The following is a 19,760-nucleotide window of genomic DNA, read 5'->3' as shown; positions in this document are numbered from 1 at the left end:
GTCTCGATTGTGCACGCCGACAGTCATGATGGCGGGCAAACACGGACATCCGCTTCATCAACCTGTCCGAGTTCGATCATTGCAAACCGAAAAGACCGGTCTGTTCGTGGCCCTCGTCCCGACGGATGAGACCCCGTCTTGACGGTTTCCGGGTCCCGAGGCACCGTCGTCTGCATGAGCGAGCGCGTACCGGACCCCGCGTTGCACGGCTCCGTGCGCGGACCGCGGGCGGAGGCCCCAGTGGCGCGTGCGACATCGCGTCGGCGCGTGACGTGTCTGGACCTGGACCGGCCCACCGGGATCGGCGGCGCACTCGAACTGTCGGGGCGGGCGTGGGATTTCGAGATCGACGCGGACCGGTTTGCGTCGGTTCGTGAAACCGCTGCTCTCCGAGCAACTGTGGATTACCACCGCGGCCGCGTTCTGACCGGCCTGGAGACCACGCCCGCCGTCCCGGAACTCGCGGGCCTGGTCGGCGAATCCGCAATCTCCGGGTTCCGTGGACGTCTGGGCGCGGTCGTCGCGGGCGGTGCCGTCCGCCGGGATACGCCGCTGGTGTTGCTGCTCGACGACGTGCCGTTGGGCACCCTCATCTCCGGGCACGCGGTGTCCGCGGCGAACGAGTTGGATCCGCAAAGCGGAACTGCGAGTACCGGATACGTTCCCGTCGGTGACCAGTGCGCCGGATACGCCGAACGCGGAGCCCTCATCGCGACGATCGGGGTGCGTGGGCGTAGCCCCGTCGCGGACGGTCCGGTCGCGCCGCGGATCGACGACGCCTTCGGTCGACTGCCGGGCCCGCTCGCCCCGCACTCGATGCGTCGACGTCGGCGCATCGACCGTTGGGTCGCCGACAGCGCGGTGCACATCGACGCGATGTTCCGCGACACCTACGGCCGCGCCGACGGGGTCGAGACCGTGATCCACGAGTACCAGCTCGCGGTGGTCGCGGACGCCGAGACCGGCGTCATCCGGGAGGCCGTCGCGACGCCGCGCGTGCTGCCGTGGTTCGACTGCCCGGGCGCGGTCGCGAGCGCCGGTCGCCTCGTAGGCATGGCGCTGGCAGAGGTGGAGGCGCGGGTCCGGCGTGAGTTCCGCGGTGTCGACACCTGTACCCACCTCAACGATCTGTTGCGGAGCATCGCCGACTGGCCTGTGAGCGACGGGCAGGTGCCTGTTCCGGGCCGGTGACCTGCGGACCCGGAACCTGCGAGCGGACCGGATTTCTAGCTGCCGAAGCCGCCCAGCCCCCCGCCACCGCCGAGTCCGCCATCCTTCCGTGGCCGGGGCCATGTCGTGATCTCGAACCGCACCGGTCGGTGCTGCACGTTCCAGTAGATGCCCCGACCTCGAGCGACCCCTGAGGTGGGGATGTGAGTCTCCTGTGTGGGCGGGGTGCGCCGCTCACGTCTCGTTCGCATGACCGGGAAGCCGGGGCAGTCGGGGCAGCCTGACGGTGAAGGTGTTGCCACCGGAACCCGATGTGACGGTGATGGTTCCGCCGTGCAGGGTGACGTTCTCCTCGACCAGGGCCAGCCCGATGCCGCTGCCCTCGGTGCCGCCGCGGGACGCGTCGGCCTTGTAGAAGCGCTCGAACAACCGTCGGCGCTGGTCGTCCGGGATGGGCGGGCCGTGATCGGTGACGGAGAGGACGGCCGTCTCGTCGTCCCCGGTCACGGTCATCACGACCGGTGGTCGTCCGTGGGCGAGCGCATTCGCCACGAGGTTCCCGATCACGATGTCCAGCCGCCGCCTGTCCACGGTGCACCGGACGGGGGTGCCGTCGATCAGCCGCACCCGGTCCTCGAATCCGCGGGTGCCGAGCGATTCCCGGGTCAGTTCCGTCAGATCGTGGACGTGCAGGTCCAGGTCGGCGCGGCCGGTGTCGAAGCGCGAGATCTCGATGACGTCCTCGGTGAGTCGGGAGAGTCGTTCCGTGCCGCGGCTCACGATTCGGGCCGCCCGCGCGGTGTCGGGCTCCATCGACGCCGCGTCGTCCTCGAGGATCTCGGCGACCGCGACGAGCGCGGCGAGGGGCGTGCGGAGTTCGTGGAACACGTCGGCGACGAAGCGTCGCGCGTCGGCCTCCTTGGCCGCGAGGTCGGCGACGGTGCGATCGAGTTCTGCCGCAGTCCGGTTGAACGTCGAGACCAGCTCGGCCAGTTCGTGTCCGGCCGCGGCGGTCAGCTCGCGGCGGGGTGTGCCCGGGACGAGTGATGCGGCCGCCGCGTTGAGTTGGCGCAACGGAAGCACCAGTCTGCGTGCCATCCACAGACCGATCAGGGCGCCGAGGACCGCGACGACGGCGGCGACGGCTGCGGCCCGGCGCTCGAGGCTGTCGATCTGGGACTGGGCCTGCGCGAGGTTGTATACGGCGGTGACCAGCACCGGTTGAGTCAACTCCTCACTGTTCCAGTCGTTCCGGATCTGCCCGGCGACGTAGAAGAGCGGCACGGCGTGCCCGGACTCGCGCTGGAAGACCGGCATCGGGGACTGCTCCACGCGATTCAGCAGCGCCTGCGGCGGGTCGGGGACGTCGAACGGCCAGCTGCCGACCTGGACGTTCCCGGAGCGCGCCACGCTGCCGTCGCCGACAATGGTGAGCTCCGCCAGTTCGCGGCGGGTCGGCTCCGGTCCGATCCAGTCGGAGGCGGCGTCGATGGTGTCGGCGAACCCGTTCAGGATCTGGTCCTGGGCCGCCGAGAAGATGTTGTTGCGCGCCTGGAGGTACACCGCCGCCGAGGCCGCGACCGCGGCGACGAACGCGAGTGCCGAGAGCACCACCACAAGTTGGGCCTGCAGCCCGGGTCTGCGCCAGCTCATGCGACCGGCCCGAATCGGTAGCCGAAGCCGCGTACCGTCTGCACGTACCGCGGTGCCGACGGATCCTTCTCGAGCTTCGCGCGCAACCGCTGCACACAGGCGTCGACGAGGCGGGACCCACCCAGATGGTCGAAGCCCCACACCCTTTCGAGCAGTTGTTCCCGGGAGAACACCTGACCGGGACGCTCCGAGAGTGCCAGCAGCAGCTGCCACTCGGTGCGGGTGAGAGCGGGCCGACGGGCACCCTCGGTGACCGTCAACGCGTCGCGGTCGATCACGAGGTCGCCGTGCACCTCGCGGGCGGATTCGGGAACCGTGGCTCCGGCCGTGCGTCGCAGTACCGCCTTGATGCGGGCGTCGAGGATCCGCGGCTGAACCGGCTTGACCACGTAGTCGTCAGCCCCGGTTTCGAGGCCTGAGACCACGTCGACGTCCTCGCCGCGGGCGGTCAGCATCACGATCGGGACGGTACTGTCGGACCGGATCCGCCGACACACCTCGAATCCGTCGACGTCCGGGAGCATGACGTCGAGCACCACGATGTCGAACGTTCCGCTCCCCAGCGCGGCGATCCCGGTCGATCCGGAGGCGGCCGGCGTCACCGTGTGCCCGTAACGACCGAGCGCGAGACCGAATGCGTCACGCAGGTTGTCGTCGTCCTCGATCAGCAGCACCGAACTCATGGACCCCATCCTCCGGGCGGGACCGGACGCCACAATGAGCGCCACACGTTGTAGCAGAACGGTGACACAACCCCGGCAGGATCCGAATACACCGCCGCGACGGTGGACGGCATGCACAACCTTCGAAGGGGGCTCGTCCTCCCGATCGCCATCGTGATCCTGCTCGTCGTCGCCGCACTCTGGTTCGTGGATCTGATGGCGGCCCCGGGATCCGGTGGCCCGGTCAGCCTGTACCGACACGGGGCGTCCACCGCGTACGTGCTCGCCGACGACGAGAACGGTCAGGTCCGGGTCGCGAATCCGAAGCAGCGCCCACAACCGACCGCGAGCACCGCGAAGATCATCACCGCGTTGACGGTGTTGGGGAAGGAACCGCTGGCGCCGGGTCAGGACGGCCCCGTCCTGACGATGACGGAGGCCGACGCCGAGCTGTACCGCAGCTACGCCGCCCGCGAGGGTTCCGTGGTGGTGGTCGGGCAGGGACAAGAGCTGACCCAACGGGAGATCCTCGAGGGCATGCTGCTGCCGTCGGCCAACAACCTGGCGGACACCCTCGCCACGTGGGCGTTCGGTTCGCTCGCCGACTACCGGACGGCGGCGACCGATCTGGTCCGCTCACTCGGCATGACCGCCACCACGGTCGGATCCGACGCGAGCGGGTTCTCGCCTTCGACGACCAGCACCGCGCACGATCTGACGCTGCTCGCCGCGGCCGCGATGCGACACCCCGTGATCGCCGAGATCGTGGCACGGCCCGACGCGGTGATCTCCGGTGTCGGGGTCGTGCGGAACACGAACTGGCTGCTCGGCCGGCAGGGCGTGGTGGGCCTCAAGACCGGCACCACGGACGAGGCAGGTGGGGTCTTTCTCTTCGCCGCGACCGTCGGTGCGCCCGGCCGCCTCGTGGTGGGTGCGGTGCAGGGCGAGGGACGCTCGGCCGACGATGCCATCGACCGAGCGTCCACCCTGCTCACCGAGATCGCGGCGACGGGGAGCTGACGACGTCTCAGGCCCAGTGCAGGGTCTCCGCCGGGTCGAGCCGGGGGAGACGGTCGAACCACGGGTTCTCGCCGGGGTGCCCGATGTTGACGACGAGGATCGACTTCCACGGCCCGTCCGCGAAGAACTCGCCGTCGATCCCGGCGGCGTCGAAGCCGGCCATCGGCCCGGCCGCCAGGCCCAGCGCGCGGACCGCGAGGATGAAGTAGCCCGCCTGCAGTGCCGAGTTGAACGACCCGGTGCCGGAGCGCACCTCCTCGTTGGCCTCGTAGAAGTCGGCCATTTCGGGGCGGATCGGGAACACCGTCGGAATGTGATGGTGGAAGCGGGTGTCCACCGCGAGTACGGCCACCGCGGGCGCTGCCTGCACCTTCGCCTTGTTGCCGTCGGCCATGTGCTGGGCGAGCCGCGCGCGACCCTCGTCGGTGCGGACGAAGAGCACCCGCAGCGGCTGGGTGTTGGCTGCCGTCGGCGCCCACTTCGCGAGCTCCCAGATTTCGGCGAGCTCGGCGTCGCTGACGGGGGTGGGGGCGAACGTGTTCGCGGTGCGCGCCTCGGTGAACAGCGCGGCGCGGCCGGCCTCGTCGAGGGTGCCGAGCGTGTGGGTCACGCCCTCGGCAAGTTCGGTCATGATGCTTCCTTCTTCCTTGCGACTTCTAAATTACTAGTGGCTATGTCGAAAGTAGCACTGGTTGCTAGGATCGGGGCATGGCGATCGAGGAACACGAACCGAGGGCGTGCGACGCGGCCCTCGCACGCGCCTTCGAGTTTCTCGGGAAGCGTTGGAACGGCGTCATTCTCGCGACCCTCCTGTCCGGCCCGGCCGGATTCTCCGAGTTGCGCCGCGCGGTCGCGGGCATCAGCGACTCGGTGCTCTCCGAGCGGCTCGGCGTTCTGGGCAAGGCCGGACTGGTCCAGCGGGTGGTCGACGACGGTCCGCCGATCGCTGTCAGTTACAGTCTGACGCCGTCCGGCCAGGCGCTTCTCCCGGCGCTGCGGGAGATCACGGCCTGGGCCACGGAGAACCTGCCGGCCTGATCGAGGGTCGCGCCGACGAGCCGTCCTAGGCGATGGACGCGTAGGTCAGGCCGGCGGCGAGCGCTCCGGCGAGCGCGCCGACGACGACCTGCCCGCGCGTGTGGTCTCCGAGGTGAACCCGGGACCAGCCGATCAACGGTGTGAGGACCAGCGTCAGCAGCCACCACGGCGACACGGCGAGCGCCAGAACGACTGTCACGCCTGCCGACACACCGGTGTGGACACTGACCTTCCAGTGGAAGAGGCTGGTGATCACGGCCGCGACCAGCAGCGCCACCAGGCCCGCCGACATGAACGCGATCATCTCGATCGGCGCGTGCGCCACGATCTGGACGACCAACCCGCCCAACACGACAACGAGAAGCACGACCATCAGCAGATGTCGCTCGTCGATCCGGGTGACGTGGTGATCGCCGATCCGCGCCCGCCGCATCCCGGCCAGGATGACGCCCATCGGGACGACGCCGGCGCACACCGCGACGAATGCCCCCCAGCCGGGAGCGCCCACCGCGACACCCATGATCATCGACGCCACGATGTTGACGACCCACGGCGCACCGACCTCGGTCAGCGCGCGGGCAGTCACGTCGATTGCGGTGCGGCGGTCCTGCACGCCGAGATCTGTCATTGCTCTGCGACCAGCCTTCGTTCGTTTGCACGTCCACTTCGACAGGCGCTGCCGGTAGGCGGGGCCTTCGAGCGGTGGCTGTCCGAGCGTCCCGACGCCGGCAACCCATCGCCGTCGATGGAGACCGTAGTCGTCGGAACGGGGCCATATCCAGCCGAGGTCGACCGTCGACGGTACTGACGGGATCAACGAGACAACCGGTCGGGCATCGGACCGAATACCGATCGGACTCTGTCCATCTCGCCAGAGCTACACGATCCCGAACTCGCGGATCTTGCGGCAGATCGTTGCGCGAGACATTCCCAGCGCCGCCGCTGCGGCAGTCTTGTCACCGGCGTGCAGGGCGATTGCATCGACGATCGCATCGCGCTCGAGGGCCTGCATCCTGGTCAGGTTGTGGCGGGTCGTCGCCCGGCACTCGGCGGGTAACGCCTCCGGTTCGATGACACCCGAGCGGCGGTGCCTATGGACCTCCTCGAGGACGTCGCGCAACTGAGTCACATTTCCGCGCCATGCCAGGCGCATGAGCTGGTTCAAGGCGGCGGGCGCCAGAACGAGGTCGGTGGCCCCGGCCGCGTCGAGGAGTACCCGCACGAGATCAGGGATGTCCTCGAGGTGATACCGCAAGGGCGGCACGCTGATCGACTTCGGAAACAGCCGGAGCAGAGAGGAAGTGTCGACCGCCTGCGGATGTCGGGTCAGGCTCACCCACGGATCACGGGCGAGCGGCCCTGGGGGCGCCGCCTGCAGCACGTGCGTGAGCTCGACGAGTTCGGGCTCATGCAAGACGTCGGCGTGAAGTATTGCCAGATCCGATCCGCTGTCGAACTCCGATGCTGCTCGGTCGAGTAGTTCGTTGCTGTCGAGCTCGGCGGCGTCGAGCAGCGCGAGTCTGTGCCCTGCCCAGACATTTTGGTGCACCGCCCGGATCAACGCGGCCTTCCCGACCCCCGGCTCTCCGTCGAGGACGAGCCATTCCCGCCGCTTGCATGCATCGATCACACCCTGGGCGGTGTGCCGCCACACAGCGCTGCTTCCGGCGATCGTACGCAGCGCAGGTGCACGCCCGGCGCCCAGCGGGGAACGGGTCGTGGCGGAAACCTGCGCCTTGATCCGGACGATGCCCCCGGCCAGTTTGTCGCCGGCGAAGGTCGGCTCGTAGCTCAGCCGCGCGGTGGTGCCACTCGGTAGGTCGGTGAGGGTCGAGAACGGCTTGGCCACCCCGCGTGCGTCCCGGGCGTGTTCGATGATGGCCATCTGGTCACCCGCGTCGAATTGTTGCTGTGTCAACGCATTGATCATCAGCACTTCCTCGCCGATGGCTATGACCGGTCGTCCCGAATGCTGGCATGCAGCGCGATAGTCGTTCAACACCGCCCGGTCCAGTTCGTGGGCATCCTCGAGGATGCGTTCGCTGATGCGGGCGGCGGCCAGTTTGGCGAAGGACAGCAGCAGCGAGTTCGAATGCTGTGCCCTGGTGGTCAGGTCCACGACCCCCAGGATCGCGCCGGTGATGGGATGCGTCACCGGCGCCCCGGCACAGCTGAACGAACGCAACTGCCCGCTGAAGTGTTGGCTCCCGTCGACCAGAACGGGCACCCCGACCTCCAGTGCCGTTCCTATCCCATTTGTCCCGACTTGTGTTTCCGCGTAGCGGAATCCGGGAGCGAGGTCCACTCGGTCGAGTGTCGTCAGCAATCCGCGGTCTCCGCTGCGGCGCCAGAGGACGACGCCCGTGGCATCGGTCAGGATCAGCGAGACCGGCTCGTTCTCGATCTCGGCGGCCAGGGCGGCCAGCACCGGTCGGGCGGCGCGGGTGAGAACGGTGTCGACCGGCGGTCGCTCGACGTATTCCGCGGCGGGACGGTCGACGTCACCCAGCACGACCCGTGACCGCGACCAGGACATGCGGAGCCAATGGTCGAGCCGGCGACCGGGAGAGCCGGCGGCCGCAGTCGGTAAATGAGCCTGGGGGGTATCGCCGGTAGATGCCCCATGCGGATGTGGGCTGTTCGGCGTCTGCGAACCCATCGTTGATCTCCCGTGTCGGCTGTTCGGGCGGGCCAGAGGTCATCGCGCGGGGCAAGTGTATGCAGCAGGCGCCCTAGTGAATGTGAGTTTCGTCTCACACTGAGACAGATATGCCGTGTATCACAGCGTTGAATCGGACGCACAACGTCCCCCCTAGCCGGCATCCGGCCGGCACCCCGTTCAGGAGGCGCACAGTGAGCAGGCAGAGCCTGACTAAGGCCCACGCAAAGATCACCGAGCTCTCGTGGGAGCCGACTTTCGCGACCCCGGCCACCCGGTTCGGCACCGACTACACGTTCGAGAAGGCCCCGAAGAAGGACCCTCTCAAGCAGATCATGCGGTCCTACTTCCCAATGGAGGAGGAAAAGGACAATCGGGTCTACGGCGCCATGGACGGCGCGATCCGCGGCAACATGTTCCGGCAGGTGCAGCAGCGGTGGCTGGAATGGCAGAAGTTGTTCCTGTCGATCATTCCCTTCCCGGAAATCTCGGCGGCGCGGGCCATGCCGATGGCCATCGACGCCGTGCCCAACCCGGAGATCCACAACGGACTTGCCGTTCAGATGATCGACGAGGTTCGTCACTCGACTATCCAGATGAACCTCAAGAAGCTGTATATGAACAACTACATCGACCCTGCCGGCTTCGACATGACGGAGAAGGCGTTCGCGAACAACTACGCCGGCACCATCGGCAGACAGTTCGGTGAAGGGTTCATCACCGGTGACGCGATCACCGCGGCGAACATCTACCTGACGGTGGTGGCCGAGACCGCGTTCACCAACACACTGTTCGTGGCCATGCCCGACGAGGCCGCGGCCAACGGAGACTACTTGCTGCCCACCGTCTTCCACTCGGTGCAGTCCGACGAATCGCGGCACATCTCGAACGGCTACTCGATTCTGTTGATGGCGCTCGCCGACGAACGGAACCGTCCCCTCCTCGAGCGGGACCTGCGGTACGCGTGGTGGAACAACCACTGCGTGGTCGATGCAGCGATCGGCACCTTCATCGAATACGGCACCAAGGACCGCCGCAAGGACCGCGAGAGCTATGCCGAGATGTGGCGACGGTGGATCTACGACGACTACTACCGCAGTTACCTCATCCCGCTCGAGAAGTACGGCCTGACCATCCCGCACGATCTGGTCGAAGAGGCGTGGAACCGCATCGTCGAGAAGGGCTACGTCCACGAGGTGGCCCGGTTCTTCGCCACGGGTTGGCCCGTCAACTACTGGCGGATCGACGCGATGACGGACAAGGACTTCGAGTGGTTCGAGCACAAGTACCCGGGCTGGTACTCGAAGTACGGCAAGTGGTGGGAGGAATACAACCGTCTCGCCTACCCGGGCCGGAACAAGCCGATCGCTTTCGAGGAGGTCGGGTACCAGTACCCGCACCGCTGCTGGACCTGCATGGTGCCCGCCCTCATCCGCGAGGACATGGTCGTGGAGAAGGTCGACGACCAGTGGCGGACGTATTGCTCGGAGACGTGCTACTGGACCGACGCGGTCGCGTTCCGCAGCGAGTACCAGGGCAGGCCGACCCCGAACATGGGGCGGCTCACGGGATTCCGCGAATGGGAAACCTTGCACCACGGCAAGGATCTCGCCGACATCGTGCACGACCTCGGGTACGTGCGTGACGACGGCAGGACGCTCGTCGGCCAGCCGCACCTCGACTTGGACGACCCGAAGAAGCTGTGGACTCTCGACGACGTACGCGGCAATACGTTCCAGAGCCCGAATGTGCTCTTGAACGAAATGTCCGACAGCGAACGCGATGCCCACGTCGCCGCGTACCGCGCCGGCGGAGTGCCGGCCTGACACCGGGCCCGTCGGTGGCGCCGCGTCCACGCGGCGCCACATGCGGCCTCAACCTCATTCCCGAGCCCAGGAGACCACCCGTGGCCGACACGCACCGAATCAATTTCGAGCCCGTCGACATCGAGATGGAAGTCGACGAAGAGGAGACCGTGCTCGATGCCGCGTTCCGGCAGGGTATTCACCTGATGCACGGCTGTCGCGAGGGGCGGTGCTCGGCATGCAAGTCCTACGTCCTCGACGGCGAGATCCAGATGGAGGACTACTCGACCTTCGCGTGCAACGACGCGGAGGCCGACGAGGGCTACGTACTGCTCTGCCGCTCACACGTTTTCAGCGACTGCACCATCGAGCTACTGAATTTCGACGAGGACGAACTCCTCGGCGGTATCGCCATCCAGGATGTGCGCACCCGGGTCGCCGCGATCGAATCGATGACGAAGGACATCGTCTCGCTGCGGCTCCAGGTGGTCGGGGCGTACGAGTTCAAACCGGGCCAGTATTCGGACCTGCAGATTCCAGGCACCGAGGAGCACCGGTCCTTCTCCATGGCGACGACACAATCGACGCCCGGGCAGGTCGAGTTCCTCATCAAGAAGTATCCGGGTGGAAGATTCTCCAGCCTACTCGAGGACGGGATCTCGGTGGGCGACGAGATCTCCCTCACCGGCCCCTACGGGTCGTTCACGCTCAAACAGGGGCACGTCCTCCCGGTGGTCTTCATCGGGGGCGGAGCGGGGATGGCGCCGATCCTCTCGCTGCTCCGGCACATGAGCGAAACGGGCAACACGCGGCAGGTGCACTTCTACTACGGCGCCCGCACCGCGCAGGACCTGTTCTACGTCGACGAAATCCTCGAGCTCGGGAAGGGCCTGACGGACTTCACCTTCGTCGCCTGCTTCTCGGAGTCGATGGACCCGCCGCCGTTCGGTCCGATCACCTGCGAGGAGGGCAACGTCACCGACGTCGTGAGCCGCCGCGAACCGGAGATCCGTAAGTCCGAGGTCTATCTGTGCGGACCGCCACCGATGGTGGATGCCGCGCTCGAACTGCTCGAGGCCGACAGCACGCCGAGGGATCAGGTCTTCTACGACAAGTTCACCAGCCCGGCCTTCGAGTAGCAGCCGTTGGGTATCACCTTCCTCGCTTCACCGACCAGAACTGAGAAATGAGATGACGACAACTACCGGGTCCAAGCAGCGCAGCTTTCCCAAGATCGAGTTCACCGACTCCGAGGCCGGCGCGCTCGAGTTTCCCAGCTCCAGAAGCCGCAGGTTCAGCTACTACACGCCGGCCAAGTTGCGATCGACGATGTACGAGGACGTGACCGTCGACGTGCAGCCCGACCCCGAACGTCACCTGTCGCAGGGGTGGATATACGGCTTCGGCGACGGACCCGGCGGATACCCGAAGGAGTGGACGGCTGCGAAGTCGTCGGACTGGCACGCGTTCCTCGACCCGAACGAGGAGTGGGACCAGACGATCTATCGAAACAACTCCAAAGTCGTACACCAGGTCGAGCTCTGTCTGTCCAACGCCAAACGAGCTCGTGTCTACGACGCCTGGAACACGCCGTGGCTGACGTTCATCGCCCGCAACCTGGGGGCGTGGATGCACGCCGAGAACGGTCTTGCGCTGCATGTGTTCACGTCGATCCAACGGTCGTGCCCGACCAACATGATCAACACCGCCGTCGCGGTGAACGCCGCCCACAAGATGCGATTCGCGCAGGACCTGGCGCTGTTCAACCTGGATCTGTCCGAGGCTACGGAGAACTTCGACGGCGCGGTGCACAAGGAGGTGTGGCAGTCCGCCCCCGAGTGGCAGCCCACCCGAGAGGTCGTCGAGCGACTGACCGCGGTGCCCGACTGGTGTGAACTGCTCTTCGGCTCCAACATCGTCTTCGAGCAGTTGGTGGGCTCGTTGTTCCGCAGCGAACTCGTCATGCAGATCGCCGCCGGCAACGGCGACTACATCACGCCGACCATCGTGGGCACCGGCGAACACGACTACGACCGCGATCTCACCTACACCCGTAACCTCTACCGGTTGTTGACCAGGGATCCCGAGTACGGGGAGTCGAACAAGGACCTGTTCGGCACGTGGCTGGCCACGTGGGTGCCCCGGTGTCTCGAGGCGGCCCGCGCGCTGCAGCCGATCTGGTCGCAGCCGGCCGACAAGGCGGTGACCTTTGCGTCGAGTCTCGACGCTGCCACCGTGAAATTCCGGTCTCTGCTCGAAGATCTCGGGCTCGACATCCCGAAGGAGTTGGACAAGTGAGCATGCAATTCGGATCGTCCACCGAGTTCTCCAACATGTGTGGCGTCACCCTGATGAACACCCCCATCGGTCGCGTCGTCGCGGAAGTAATGGGCGCGAAAGAGGGGGTGGAGCTGACCGAGTACCCGTCGATGATTCGCGTCGACGGCCACCGTCTTCTCGATTTCGACTACGCCGAACTCACCGAGGCGTTGGGCGAAGAATTCGACGGCTCCATCTTCGAGGAGATCAGCTCCACCCACTACGGGCGCATGGTCCACCTCGATGACAAGACATTGCTGTTCGCCAGCCCCGAGGATGCCGCCGAGCACATCGGCTTCGATCTCGCGGAACGTCAGTGACATTGCTCGGTCATCTCTCCCACCGAAGGAGGTCGTCGTGAAAGCGCTTGTATTCCAAGGCCCGCAATCGAAGTCGTGGACCGACGTTCCCGATGCGCAGTTGATCGAACCCACCGATGTGGTGGTCCGCGTGGATGCGACCACGATCTGTGGAACAGACCTGCACATCCTGGAGGGTGACGTCCCGGCCGTCACACCCGGTCGGGTCCTCGGCCACGAGGCGGTCGGCACGATCACCGAGGTCGGATCGGCAGTCACCTCGCTCGCGGTCGGCGACCGAGTGCTCGTGCCGGCCATCACCTCGTGCGGCAAGTGCGCACCCTGCAAGGCCGCGATGCCCTCGCACTGCGCGTCGGTCGGCGGGATCGGCTGGATCTTCGGGCATCTGATCGATGGAACGCAGGCCGAGTACGTCCGCGTGCCCTACGCCGAGACCAGCGTGCACGTGCTGCCTGACGCCGTGAGCAATGAGCAGGCGATCTTCCTGGCCGACATTCTCCCCACAGGATTCGAGATCGGAGTGCAGAACGCTCACGTCCGGCCCGGCGACACCGTCGTCGTGGTCGGCGCCGGACCCGTCGGATTGTCCGCGGTCAGCACCGCCGAACTGTACGGCGCCGCGACGGTGGTTGCCGTGGACCTCTCCGACGCGAGACTCAAACGCTCGCTCGACTTCGGTGCAGACGAGACGCTCAACAGCGGCCGAGATGATGTGCGCGAACGCATCCTGGAACTCACCGGTGGTCAAGGCGCACACGTAGCGATCGAGGCGGTCGGCATCCCGGAGACCTTCGAGCTGTGCACCACGCTGGTCCGACCCGGGGGGCACATCGCCAATGTGGGTGTGCACGGAAAGCCCGTGAGCCTGCGACTCGAGGAACTCTGGATCAACAACATCACGATCACCACCGGCTTGGTCAACGGCACGACAATCGCGACTCTCCTGGACCTGGTGGAGCACGGCCGGATCGACGCCGGCGCGTTCGGTACCCACTCGTTCGGCCTCGACCAGATGGTCGAAGCATACGAAGTCTTCGCTCATGCGGATGCCCACGACGCTTTGAAGGTCACTATCTCTCGATGATCGCGTCCATCAACAGATTCCAGCGATTGGAGCTTGCAGAATGTATGAGAAGAATGGTGAAAAGTATTTCATCGTCGACGGTCACGTACACCTCTGGGACGCGCGCCAGTCGAACCAGAAGAACGTGCATGGCAAGCAGTTCATCGACTGCTTCTACGACTACCACAAGAACCTCAGCCCCGAAGAAGTCCTGTGGGACTACGACACCTACACCTACTACGGTGCCGACAGGTTCGAGCGCGACATTTTCGTGGACGGATACGTCGACCATGCGATCTTCCAGGCAACCCTGCTGAACGACTTCTACCACAACGGGTTCGGACAGACCGAAGAGGCGCTCGCGCTGGTGCGCAAGAACCCGGGGAAGCTCACCTACAACCATGCGTACGACCCCCGACACGAGGAGGCCGGCCTCGAGCAACTGCGCAGGGACGCGGCCCGGATGAACCTGCAGGGCGTCAAGCTCTACACCGCGGAGTGGCATGGTGACTCCCGCGGATACAAGCTCGACGATCCGTGGTCGAGGCGGTACCTGGAGGAATGTATCGAGCTGGGTATCAGGAACATTCACGTCCACAAGGGGCCGACGATCCGTCCGCTCGATCGCGACGCCTTCGATGTGTCCGACATCGACAAGGTCGCCACCGACTACCTGGATCTGCGGTTCGTCGTGGAGCACGTCGGTCTGCCGCGGCTCGAGGACTTCTGCTGGATCGCCACTCAGGAATCGAACGTCTACGGCGGGCTCGCGGTCGCCTTGCCGTTCATCCACAGCAGGCCCCGGTACTTCGCCCAGATCATCGGTGAACTCCTCTACTGGATCGGCGAGGACAAGATCCTCTTCGGAAGCGACTACGCGATCTGGACCCCCAAGTGGCTGATCGAGAAGTTCGTCGACTTCCAGATTCCCGAGGACATGCTCGGTGAGTACGCCCCGATCACCGTCGACCAGAAGAGGAAGATCCTCGGACTCAACGCGGCAGCCCTCTACGATCTGGACGTTCCCGCGCACCTGCGACTGGACGAGCCTGCCGGACAGGAAGGTGTCGAGGTCGCTGCCGGTGCCCGAGAGGCCGTGTCGTCATGACGGCCGCCGTTGCCTGCGCGGAGACCGACGTCATCGAGGCCCTCACTACGGTCGTCGACCCGGAGCTGGACGAACCCATCACCGAACTGGGCTTCGTCCGTTCGATCACGCTCGACGACGACGGGGTCACCGTCCATCTGAGGCTCCCCACCGCCTTCTGCTCACCGAACTTCGCCTACCTGATGGCGTCGGACGCGCTCGACGCCCTGCGGCTCGTCGAGGACATCGGTGAGGTTCGAGTGCTGCTGGACGACCACCACGACAGCGACAAGATCAACGCCGGCCTGGCCGCCGACGCGGGATACATCGGAACGTTCGGTTCCGAGGCGGAGGAGAGTCTGCACGAATTGCGCAGAACCTTTCTGTCCAAGGCTCATTCGGCCGCAATGGAACGGTGCGTCGAAGCCCACCTGAAGCGGACGACCCTGGGCGTGAACGAGATCCACAAGCTCACCCTCGGTGACCTTGCAGCAGGAAGGGCCAAGACCGCACTGCTGCGCCGCCGCGTCCGTCTCGGGTTGAGTGTGTGCCCTGCCAGTCGGGTGTTCGTCGACGACAACGGGCAGCGCATCGCTCCCGATTCGGTACCTCTGCGCCTGAGGTTCGCGAAATCCGTTCGCATCTCGATGGAAGGCAATGCGCACTTCTGTCGCGGTCTGCTCGCCACCCGTTACGCCGACGGCGACTCCGTCGGCACCACACCCCGGATCACCGATCTCAGAACCACCAGGAGCCTGCGATGAAGGCCGTACAGGTCGTCGGATACCACACCAAGCTGCAGCTCACCGACATCCCGGAACCTGTGGTCGAGGGCCCGCTCGACGTCATCGTGCGAATCGGTGGTGCAGGCGTGTGCCGGACCGATCTGCACATTCTCGAGGGGCAGTGGGAGAAGAAGAGCGGCGTCGAACTGCCGTACACGATCGGCCACGAGAACGCGGGCTGGGTACACGCCGTGGGCGACGCCGTCACCAATGTCGCCGTCGGCGACAAGGTGATCCTGCACCCGCTCATCACGTGTGGACTGTGCCGTGCCTGCCGGTCCGGTGACGACGTCCACTGCGAGAACAGCAAGTTTCCCGGGATCGACTTCAACGGCGGCTATGCCGAATACCTGCGAACCACGGCGCGCAGCGTCGTACGGATCGACGACTCGCTCGAGCCGGCCGATGTCGCCGCTCTCGCCGACGCCGGCCTGACGGCGTACCACGCCGTAGCGAAGGTCGCGACGGCGACCAGACCCGGAGATGTGTGCGTGGTGATCGGGGCGGGAGGGCTCGGCCACATCGGCATCCAAGTCCTCAAGGCGATCTCCGGAGTGACCGTGGTCGTCCTCGATCGCAATCCCGCCGCCGTCGACCTCGCGGTGGAGATCGGTGCGGATCACGGCATCGTCGCCGACGGTACCCACGTCCAGCAGGTCCTGGAGCTGACCGGCGGGCAGGGCGCCGAAGCCGTCGTCGACTTCGTCGGAGAGGGTGGCGCCACTCGCGAAGGGATCTCGGTGTTGCGTCGCGCCGGCAACTACTACGTCGTCGGTTACGGCGAGAACATCGACGTCCCGACGATCGACGTGATCTCCGCGGAGATCAACTTCATCGGGAATCTCGTCGGCACCTACAACGACCTGCAGGAGCTCATGACCCTGGCGGCCCAGGGCAAGGTCACCTTGCATACCACCGAGTACCCCCTCGAGGACTTTCAGCAAGCACTCGACGATCTCGACGCCGGGAGAGTGCGAGGCCGGGCGATTCTCGTCCCCTGACAGCCGCGTTCTCCCGCAGATGCACTTCTCCCGCAACAGAAATCCACGAAAGGAATGCCGGCCATGGCCAAGGAGCTGCGGTACAACACGGATGCGCGATCGCGGCTCGAGCAGGGCGTCAACGCCCTTGCCGACGCGGTGAAGGTGACCCTCGGCCCCAAGGGTCGCAACGCGGTGCTCGAGAAGCTCACCGGACCGCCCACGATCACCAACGACGGCGTGACGATCGCACGGGAGATCCAGCTCCGTGAGCCCTTCACCAACATGGGCGCGCAGCTGGTCAAGGAAGTGGCGATGAAGACCAACGGTGTGGTCGGCGACGGCACCACCACCGCGACCGTGCTGGCCCAGGCGATGGTTCGCGAGGGGCTTCGTTCGGTCGAAGCCGGCGCCAACCCCATGCGTGTGCGCCGGGGAATCGAACGGGCCGTGACGGTGGTCGTCGAGGCGCTCCGTGATCAGGCGACTCAGGTGGGGGGTCGGGACGACCTGCAGCGGATCGCGACGCTCGCCGCGAGCGATGACGAGTCGATCGGAGATGTTGTCGCACAGGCAGTCGACTACGTCGGCGAGTCGGGGGTCGTCACCACCGAAGAGAGCGAAGCACTCGGGCTGTCGGTCGAGATCGTCGACGGGATCGCATTCGATCACGGTTACACGTCCGGTTACATGGTCACCGACCCCGAGCGGATGGAAGCCGTCCACGACCATCCGCTGATTCTGCTCACCAACAAGAAGATCACCCAGGTGCAGGACATCATGCCGAGCATCGAGGTGGCCAAGCGCGCCGACCGGCCCCTGGTCGTGCTGGCCGAGGATGTCGACGGCCCGGCTCTGCAGCTCCTCGTCGGCGGCAACATGCACAGGACGATGCAGTCGGTGGTCGTCCGCGCACCGGGGTTCGGACACCGCCGTGTCGCCGAACTGGAAGACCTCGCGGTGGCGCTCGGGGGGCACGTCATTGCCAAGGACACCGGCATCGAGCTGTCGGAGGTGACACTCGAACGCCTCGGGTCGTGTGACCGGATCACCGTGACCGAGGACGAGACGACCATTGTCGGCGGACACGGGGATCAGCGTCTCCTCGATGCCCGAGTCGGGCAGCTGGAGGCTCAGCTCGAGCGGGCCAAGATCGATGCCGATCGGGACAGCCTCGAACTGCGCATCGCCCGGCTCACGGGGCGGGTGGCCGTGATCCGCGTCGGAGGCGCCACCAGCGTGGAGCTCAAGGAGCGGATGCTCCGTGTCGAGGACGCTCTGGCCGCCACCCGTGCTGCAGTCGAGGCGGGGATAGTGTCCGGGGGCGGAACCGCGCTGGCACAGTCGCATCGCGCGCTCACAGACGTCGATCTTGCCGGGGACGAGGCGATCGGGTGCGACGTCGTCCGGCGGGCCCTGGACGAACCGCTGCGCTGGATCGCGATCAACGCGGGTTTCGATGGCGATGACGTCGTCAGGGTGGTCGCCGACCTGCCGCTGGGGCACGGGTTCAACGCGCTCACAGGGGCGTACGGCGACATGTTCGACGACGGTGTGATCGACCCGTTCAAGGTCACCCGTGCCGCCCTCGAAAGCGCGGCATCGATTGCAGCGCTACTCATCACGACCGAGACCGCCATCGTGGAAGAGGTCATCGGTAATCCTGGTGCCATCATGGCTCCGGGCTTCGGCGATCTCGCCGAAGGCATGGTCCGTCCGTCCAATATCTACTGACGAAGATTGGAGCCGTCGTGATCTTTATCGTGGTGAAGTTCGAGGTCCTCGACGAACGCGTGGACGACTGGATGGTCATCACCAAGGAATTCACCGATGCGACCAGGGCCGAACCGGGAAACCTCTGGTTCGAATGGACCCGCAGCGTGGACAGTCCCGGGCAGTACATCCTGATCGAGGCGTTCCGAGACGGACAGGCCGGCGCCGACCACGTCGGTTCCGCGCACTTCGAGAAGGGACTGGACGCGATGCGCCCGGCTCTGCGTGAGACTCCGCGCATCATCAACACCGAGATTCCCGGAGTCGACTGGTCACGGATGGGCGAACTGGAGATCGAACGGTAGATCCCGATAGGACGGGGGATCTAGTGGCTGACCGCCGCGCCGAATCCCTTCGTCGCCAACCACTCGATCACGGTGTCGGCCACCTCGGGCCAGCCGTGGTCGACGGTCAGCGAGTGACCGCGGTCCGGGAAGACGAGGTAGTCGTTGTCGGTGTGCGCCCGGTGATAGCGGTGGTACGCCGAGCGACTGACCGATTCGGGCACCGTGTGGTCCTGTCCGCCGCCGAGGATCAGCAGCGGTCCGCGTTCCACGTTGGTGTCGACGTGGGCGGGTGATCCCGGCAGGAAGTTGGCGAACGCGGCCTGGAACAGCGGCCGGCCCGGGGACGGGATGGCCCAGTGGTCGTACAGCGAGTCCGATTCGCTCCGGTCGAGCGCGTTGCCGAAACCGTAGGCGAAGGCGTCCGGGGTGAGCGTGACGCTGCGTTTGGCGTTGACGGGGTTGCCGAGGACGGGGAACGAGGAGCGCAGCTGCGCGAACGGGAGCGCCTTCACGCCCTGCATCTGTGCGGGATCGATCGCGACCGCGGCGGCGGCGACGTCCGCGGCCAGGAGTTTCTGGGCGATCAGGCCGCCGAACGAGTGCCCGACGACGATCGGTTTGCGTCCCAGTGGCGCGATCGCCTCGGCGAAATGGGCGGTGACCTCGTCGATCCCGATGCCGGCCTGGTCGTCGGCGTGGGCGCGGGTGTCGGTGACGGTCGGTGCCTCGCCGGGCCAGGTGGGGGCGAGGGTCGAGAACCCTGCCGCGCCGAACTTCTCGCGCCACGGATCCCAGGACGAGGCCGCCAGCCACAGGCCGTGGACGAACATGACCGGCGGTGCACCGTTCGAGGCCGTCGGATCGGGTGACTGCGCCGCAGGCGTGTCGGACATCGGCGGATCCTTCCGGGTCGTGGAACGCGTACCCAGTGCTTCCTCCACGATGCCCCGCCGGTCGTCGGAGCGGGCATTCAATCGCCGGATCCGTATGGACTTTGGTCACCAATCGAGGACAAATGGTCCGATTCGGTCCCATTGAGTGAGATCCGTGTCACTCTCGCCGGACACCTGTCGGATTGTGAGCCAGGACACGCGATCGCCCGAGCGGTTGATCGAACGATCGAACAATTTCACCGAAAG

19 protein-coding genes are annotated in these 19,760 nt (G+C 66.2%); 13 read left to right on the top strand and 6 right to left on the bottom strand.

Annotated features, from left to right (window positions below):
* The first annotated feature begins 174 nt into the window (after window positions 1-174).
* On the top strand, window positions 175-1,191 hold the full coding sequence (locus J2X34_RS11005) for a DUF2889 domain-containing protein (RefSeq protein WP_429517159.1): 1,017 nt from the start codon (window positions 175-177) through the stop codon (window positions 1,189-1,191).
* 213 nt (window positions 1,192-1,404) lie between these two features.
* On the opposite strand, the gene J2X34_RS11000 is transcribed toward J2X34_RS11005, so the two are convergent.
* A complete protein-coding gene (locus tag J2X34_RS11000; RefSeq protein ID WP_429517157.1) occupies window positions 1,405-2,823 on the bottom strand; it encodes a sensor histidine kinase in 1,419 nt (472 codons plus the stop codon).
* Entirely contained in the window at window positions 2,820-3,506 is a 687-nt protein-coding gene (locus J2X34_RS10995; RefSeq protein ID WP_174913864.1) for a response regulator transcription factor, read from the bottom strand. The genes J2X34_RS11000 and J2X34_RS10995 overlap by 4 nt, the downstream gene beginning before the upstream one ends.
* A gap of 111 nt (window positions 3,507-3,617) precedes the next feature.
* On the opposite strand from J2X34_RS10995, the gene J2X34_RS10990 reads away from it, so the two are divergent.
* Window positions 3,618-4,505, top strand: coding sequence for a D-alanyl-D-alanine carboxypeptidase family protein (locus J2X34_RS10990; RefSeq protein WP_429517155.1), 888 nt, complete (start codon window positions 3,618-3,620; stop codon window positions 4,503-4,505).
* A 7-nt stretch (window positions 4,506-4,512) separates the two neighbouring features.
* On the opposite strand, the gene J2X34_RS10985 is transcribed toward J2X34_RS10990, so the two are convergent.
* The gene (locus tag J2X34_RS10985; RefSeq protein ID WP_429517153.1) at window positions 4,513-5,136 is read right to left on the bottom strand and encodes a malonic semialdehyde reductase; all 624 of its coding nucleotides are present in this window, start codon (window positions 5,134-5,136) and stop codon (window positions 4,513-4,515) included.
* Window positions 5,137-5,213: 77 nt separating this feature from the next.
* Between J2X34_RS10985 and J2X34_RS10980 the strand changes: the two genes are divergently transcribed.
* On the top strand, window positions 5,214-5,543 hold the full coding sequence (locus tag J2X34_RS10980) for a winged helix-turn-helix transcriptional regulator (protein ID WP_429517151.1): 330 nt from the start codon (window positions 5,214-5,216) through the stop codon (window positions 5,541-5,543).
* Between the two features lie 25 nt (window positions 5,544-5,568).
* Here J2X34_RS10980 and J2X34_RS10975 read toward each other — a convergent pair whose 3' ends face one another.
* Entirely contained in the window at window positions 5,569-6,171 is a 603-nt protein-coding gene (locus J2X34_RS10975) for a hypothetical protein (protein ID WP_174913855.1), read from the bottom strand.
* A gap of 249 nt (window positions 6,172-6,420) precedes the next feature.
* Window positions 6,421-8,079: a sigma-54-dependent Fis family transcriptional regulator gene (locus J2X34_RS10970; protein WP_429517148.1), complete on the bottom strand. Its 1,659-nt coding sequence runs from the start codon at window positions 8,077-8,079 to the stop codon at window positions 6,421-6,423.
* Window positions 8,080-8,396: 317 nt separating this feature from the next.
* Here J2X34_RS10970 and J2X34_RS10965 point away from each other — a divergent pair, with 317 nt between their 5' ends.
* The 10 genes from J2X34_RS10965 to J2X34_RS10920 all read left to right on the top strand — a co-directional run bounded on the left by J2X34_RS10965 (window position 8,397) and on the right by J2X34_RS10920 (window position 18,639).
* Entirely contained in the window at window positions 8,397-10,028 is a 1,632-nt protein-coding gene (locus J2X34_RS10965) for a methane monooxygenase (protein ID WP_174913849.1), read from the top strand.
* A gap of 80 nt (window positions 10,029-10,108) precedes the next feature.
* Window positions 10,109-11,146: a 2Fe-2S iron-sulfur cluster-binding protein gene (locus J2X34_RS10960; protein WP_429517146.1), complete on the top strand. Its 1,038-nt coding sequence runs from the start codon at window positions 10,109-10,111 to the stop codon at window positions 11,144-11,146.
* A 52-nt stretch (window positions 11,147-11,198) separates the two neighbouring features.
* Entirely contained in the window at window positions 11,199-12,305 is a 1,107-nt protein-coding gene (locus J2X34_RS10955) for an aromatic/alkene monooxygenase hydroxylase subunit beta (RefSeq protein WP_174913843.1), read from the top strand.
* Entirely contained in the window at window positions 12,302-12,646 is a 345-nt protein-coding gene (mimD, locus tag J2X34_RS10950; protein ID WP_174913840.1) for a propane 2-monooxygenase effector subunit MimD, read from the top strand. Before J2X34_RS10955 ends, mimD begins: the two co-directional genes overlap by 4 nt.
* A 37-nt stretch (window positions 12,647-12,683) precedes the next feature.
* Window positions 12,684-13,730, top strand: a complete 1,047-nt coding sequence (locus tag J2X34_RS10945) for a zinc-binding dehydrogenase (protein WP_429517143.1) — start codon at window positions 12,684-12,686, stop codon at window positions 13,728-13,730.
* 40 nt (window positions 13,731-13,770) lie between these two features.
* Window positions 13,771-14,817, top strand: a complete 1,047-nt coding sequence (locus tag J2X34_RS10940) for an amidohydrolase family protein (protein ID WP_174913834.1) — start codon at window positions 13,771-13,773, stop codon at window positions 14,815-14,817.
* On the top strand, window positions 14,814-15,560 hold the full coding sequence (locus J2X34_RS10935) for an iron-sulfur cluster assembly protein (protein ID WP_429517141.1): 747 nt from the start codon (window positions 14,814-14,816) through the stop codon (window positions 15,558-15,560). Before J2X34_RS10940 ends, J2X34_RS10935 begins: the two co-directional genes overlap by 4 nt.
* Complete coding sequence (locus tag J2X34_RS10930) at window positions 15,557-16,582, top strand: NAD(P)-dependent alcohol dehydrogenase (RefSeq protein ID WP_174913828.1); 1,026 nt, start codon at window positions 15,557-15,559, stop codon at window positions 16,580-16,582. The genes J2X34_RS10935 and J2X34_RS10930 overlap by 4 nt, the downstream gene beginning before the upstream one ends.
* Window positions 16,583-16,645: 63 nt before the next feature.
* Entirely contained in the window at window positions 16,646-18,295 is a 1,650-nt protein-coding gene (gene groL, locus J2X34_RS10925; RefSeq protein ID WP_429517137.1) for a chaperonin GroEL, read from the top strand.
* A 17-nt stretch (window positions 18,296-18,312) separates the two neighbouring features.
* Window positions 18,313-18,639 (top strand): putative quinol monooxygenase, encoded by a 327-nt coding sequence (locus tag J2X34_RS10920; protein ID WP_429517135.1) that lies wholly within the window; start codon window positions 18,313-18,315, stop codon window positions 18,637-18,639.
* A 20-nt stretch (window positions 18,640-18,659) separates the two neighbouring features.
* Here the strand turns inward: J2X34_RS10920 and J2X34_RS10915 are convergent, their stop codons facing one another.
* Window positions 18,660-19,514, bottom strand: a complete 855-nt coding sequence (locus J2X34_RS10915) for an alpha/beta hydrolase (protein ID WP_174913819.1) — start codon at window positions 19,512-19,514, stop codon at window positions 18,660-18,662.
* Window positions 19,515-19,760 lie beyond the last annotated feature (246 nt).

This window comes from Rhodococcus sp. BE178 (assembly GCF_050433545.1).
GTDB lineage: Bacteria > Actinomycetota > Actinomycetes > Mycobacteriales > Mycobacteriaceae > Prescottella.
This window is presented reverse-complemented; position numbering and strand designations above follow the sequence as displayed.

What these genes read in the sequence shown, in the direction of transcription:
- J2X34_RS11005 (WP_429517159.1), top strand. Translation starts at nt 175, where the DNA reads ATGAGCGAGCGCGTACCGGACCCCGCGTTGCACGGCTCCGTGCGCGGA.
- J2X34_RS11000 (WP_429517157.1), bottom strand. Translation starts at nt 2,823, where the DNA reads ATGAGCTGGCGCAGACCCGGGCTGCAGGCCCAACTTGTGGTGGTGCTC.
- J2X34_RS10995 (WP_174913864.1), bottom strand. Translation starts at nt 3,506, where the DNA reads ATGAGTTCGGTGCTGCTGATCGAGGACGACGACAACCTGCGTGACGCA.
- J2X34_RS10990 (WP_429517155.1), top strand. Translation starts at nt 3,618, where the DNA reads ATGCACAACCTTCGAAGGGGGCTCGTCCTCCCGATCGCCATCGTGATC.
- J2X34_RS10985 (WP_429517153.1), bottom strand. Translation starts at nt 5,136, where the DNA reads ATGACCGAACTTGCCGAGGGCGTGACCCACACGCTCGGCACCCTCGAC.
- J2X34_RS10980 (WP_429517151.1), top strand. Translation starts at nt 5,214, where the DNA reads ATGGCGATCGAGGAACACGAACCGAGGGCGTGCGACGCGGCCCTCGCA.
- J2X34_RS10975 (WP_174913855.1), bottom strand. Translation starts at nt 6,171, where the DNA reads ATGACAGATCTCGGCGTGCAGGACCGCCGCACCGCAATCGACGTGACT.
- J2X34_RS10970 (WP_429517148.1), bottom strand. Translation starts at nt 8,079, where the DNA reads ATGTCCTGGTCGCGGTCACGGGTCGTGCTGGGTGACGTCGACCGTCCC.
- J2X34_RS10955 (WP_174913843.1), top strand. Translation starts at nt 11,199, where the DNA reads ATGACGACAACTACCGGGTCCAAGCAGCGCAGCTTTCCCAAGATCGAG.
- J2X34_RS10940 (WP_174913834.1), top strand. Translation starts at nt 13,771, where the DNA reads ATGTATGAGAAGAATGGTGAAAAGTATTTCATCGTCGACGGTCACGTA.
- J2X34_RS10935 (WP_429517141.1), top strand. Translation starts at nt 14,814, where the DNA reads ATGACGGCCGCCGTTGCCTGCGCGGAGACCGACGTCATCGAGGCCCTC.
- J2X34_RS10930 (WP_174913828.1), top strand. Translation starts at nt 15,557, where the DNA reads ATGAAGGCCGTACAGGTCGTCGGATACCACACCAAGCTGCAGCTCACC.
- groL (WP_429517137.1), top strand. Translation starts at nt 16,646, where the DNA reads ATGGCCAAGGAGCTGCGGTACAACACGGATGCGCGATCGCGGCTCGAG.
- J2X34_RS10915 (WP_174913819.1), bottom strand. Translation starts at nt 19,514, where the DNA reads ATGTCCGACACGCCTGCGGCGCAGTCACCCGATCCGACGGCCTCGAAC.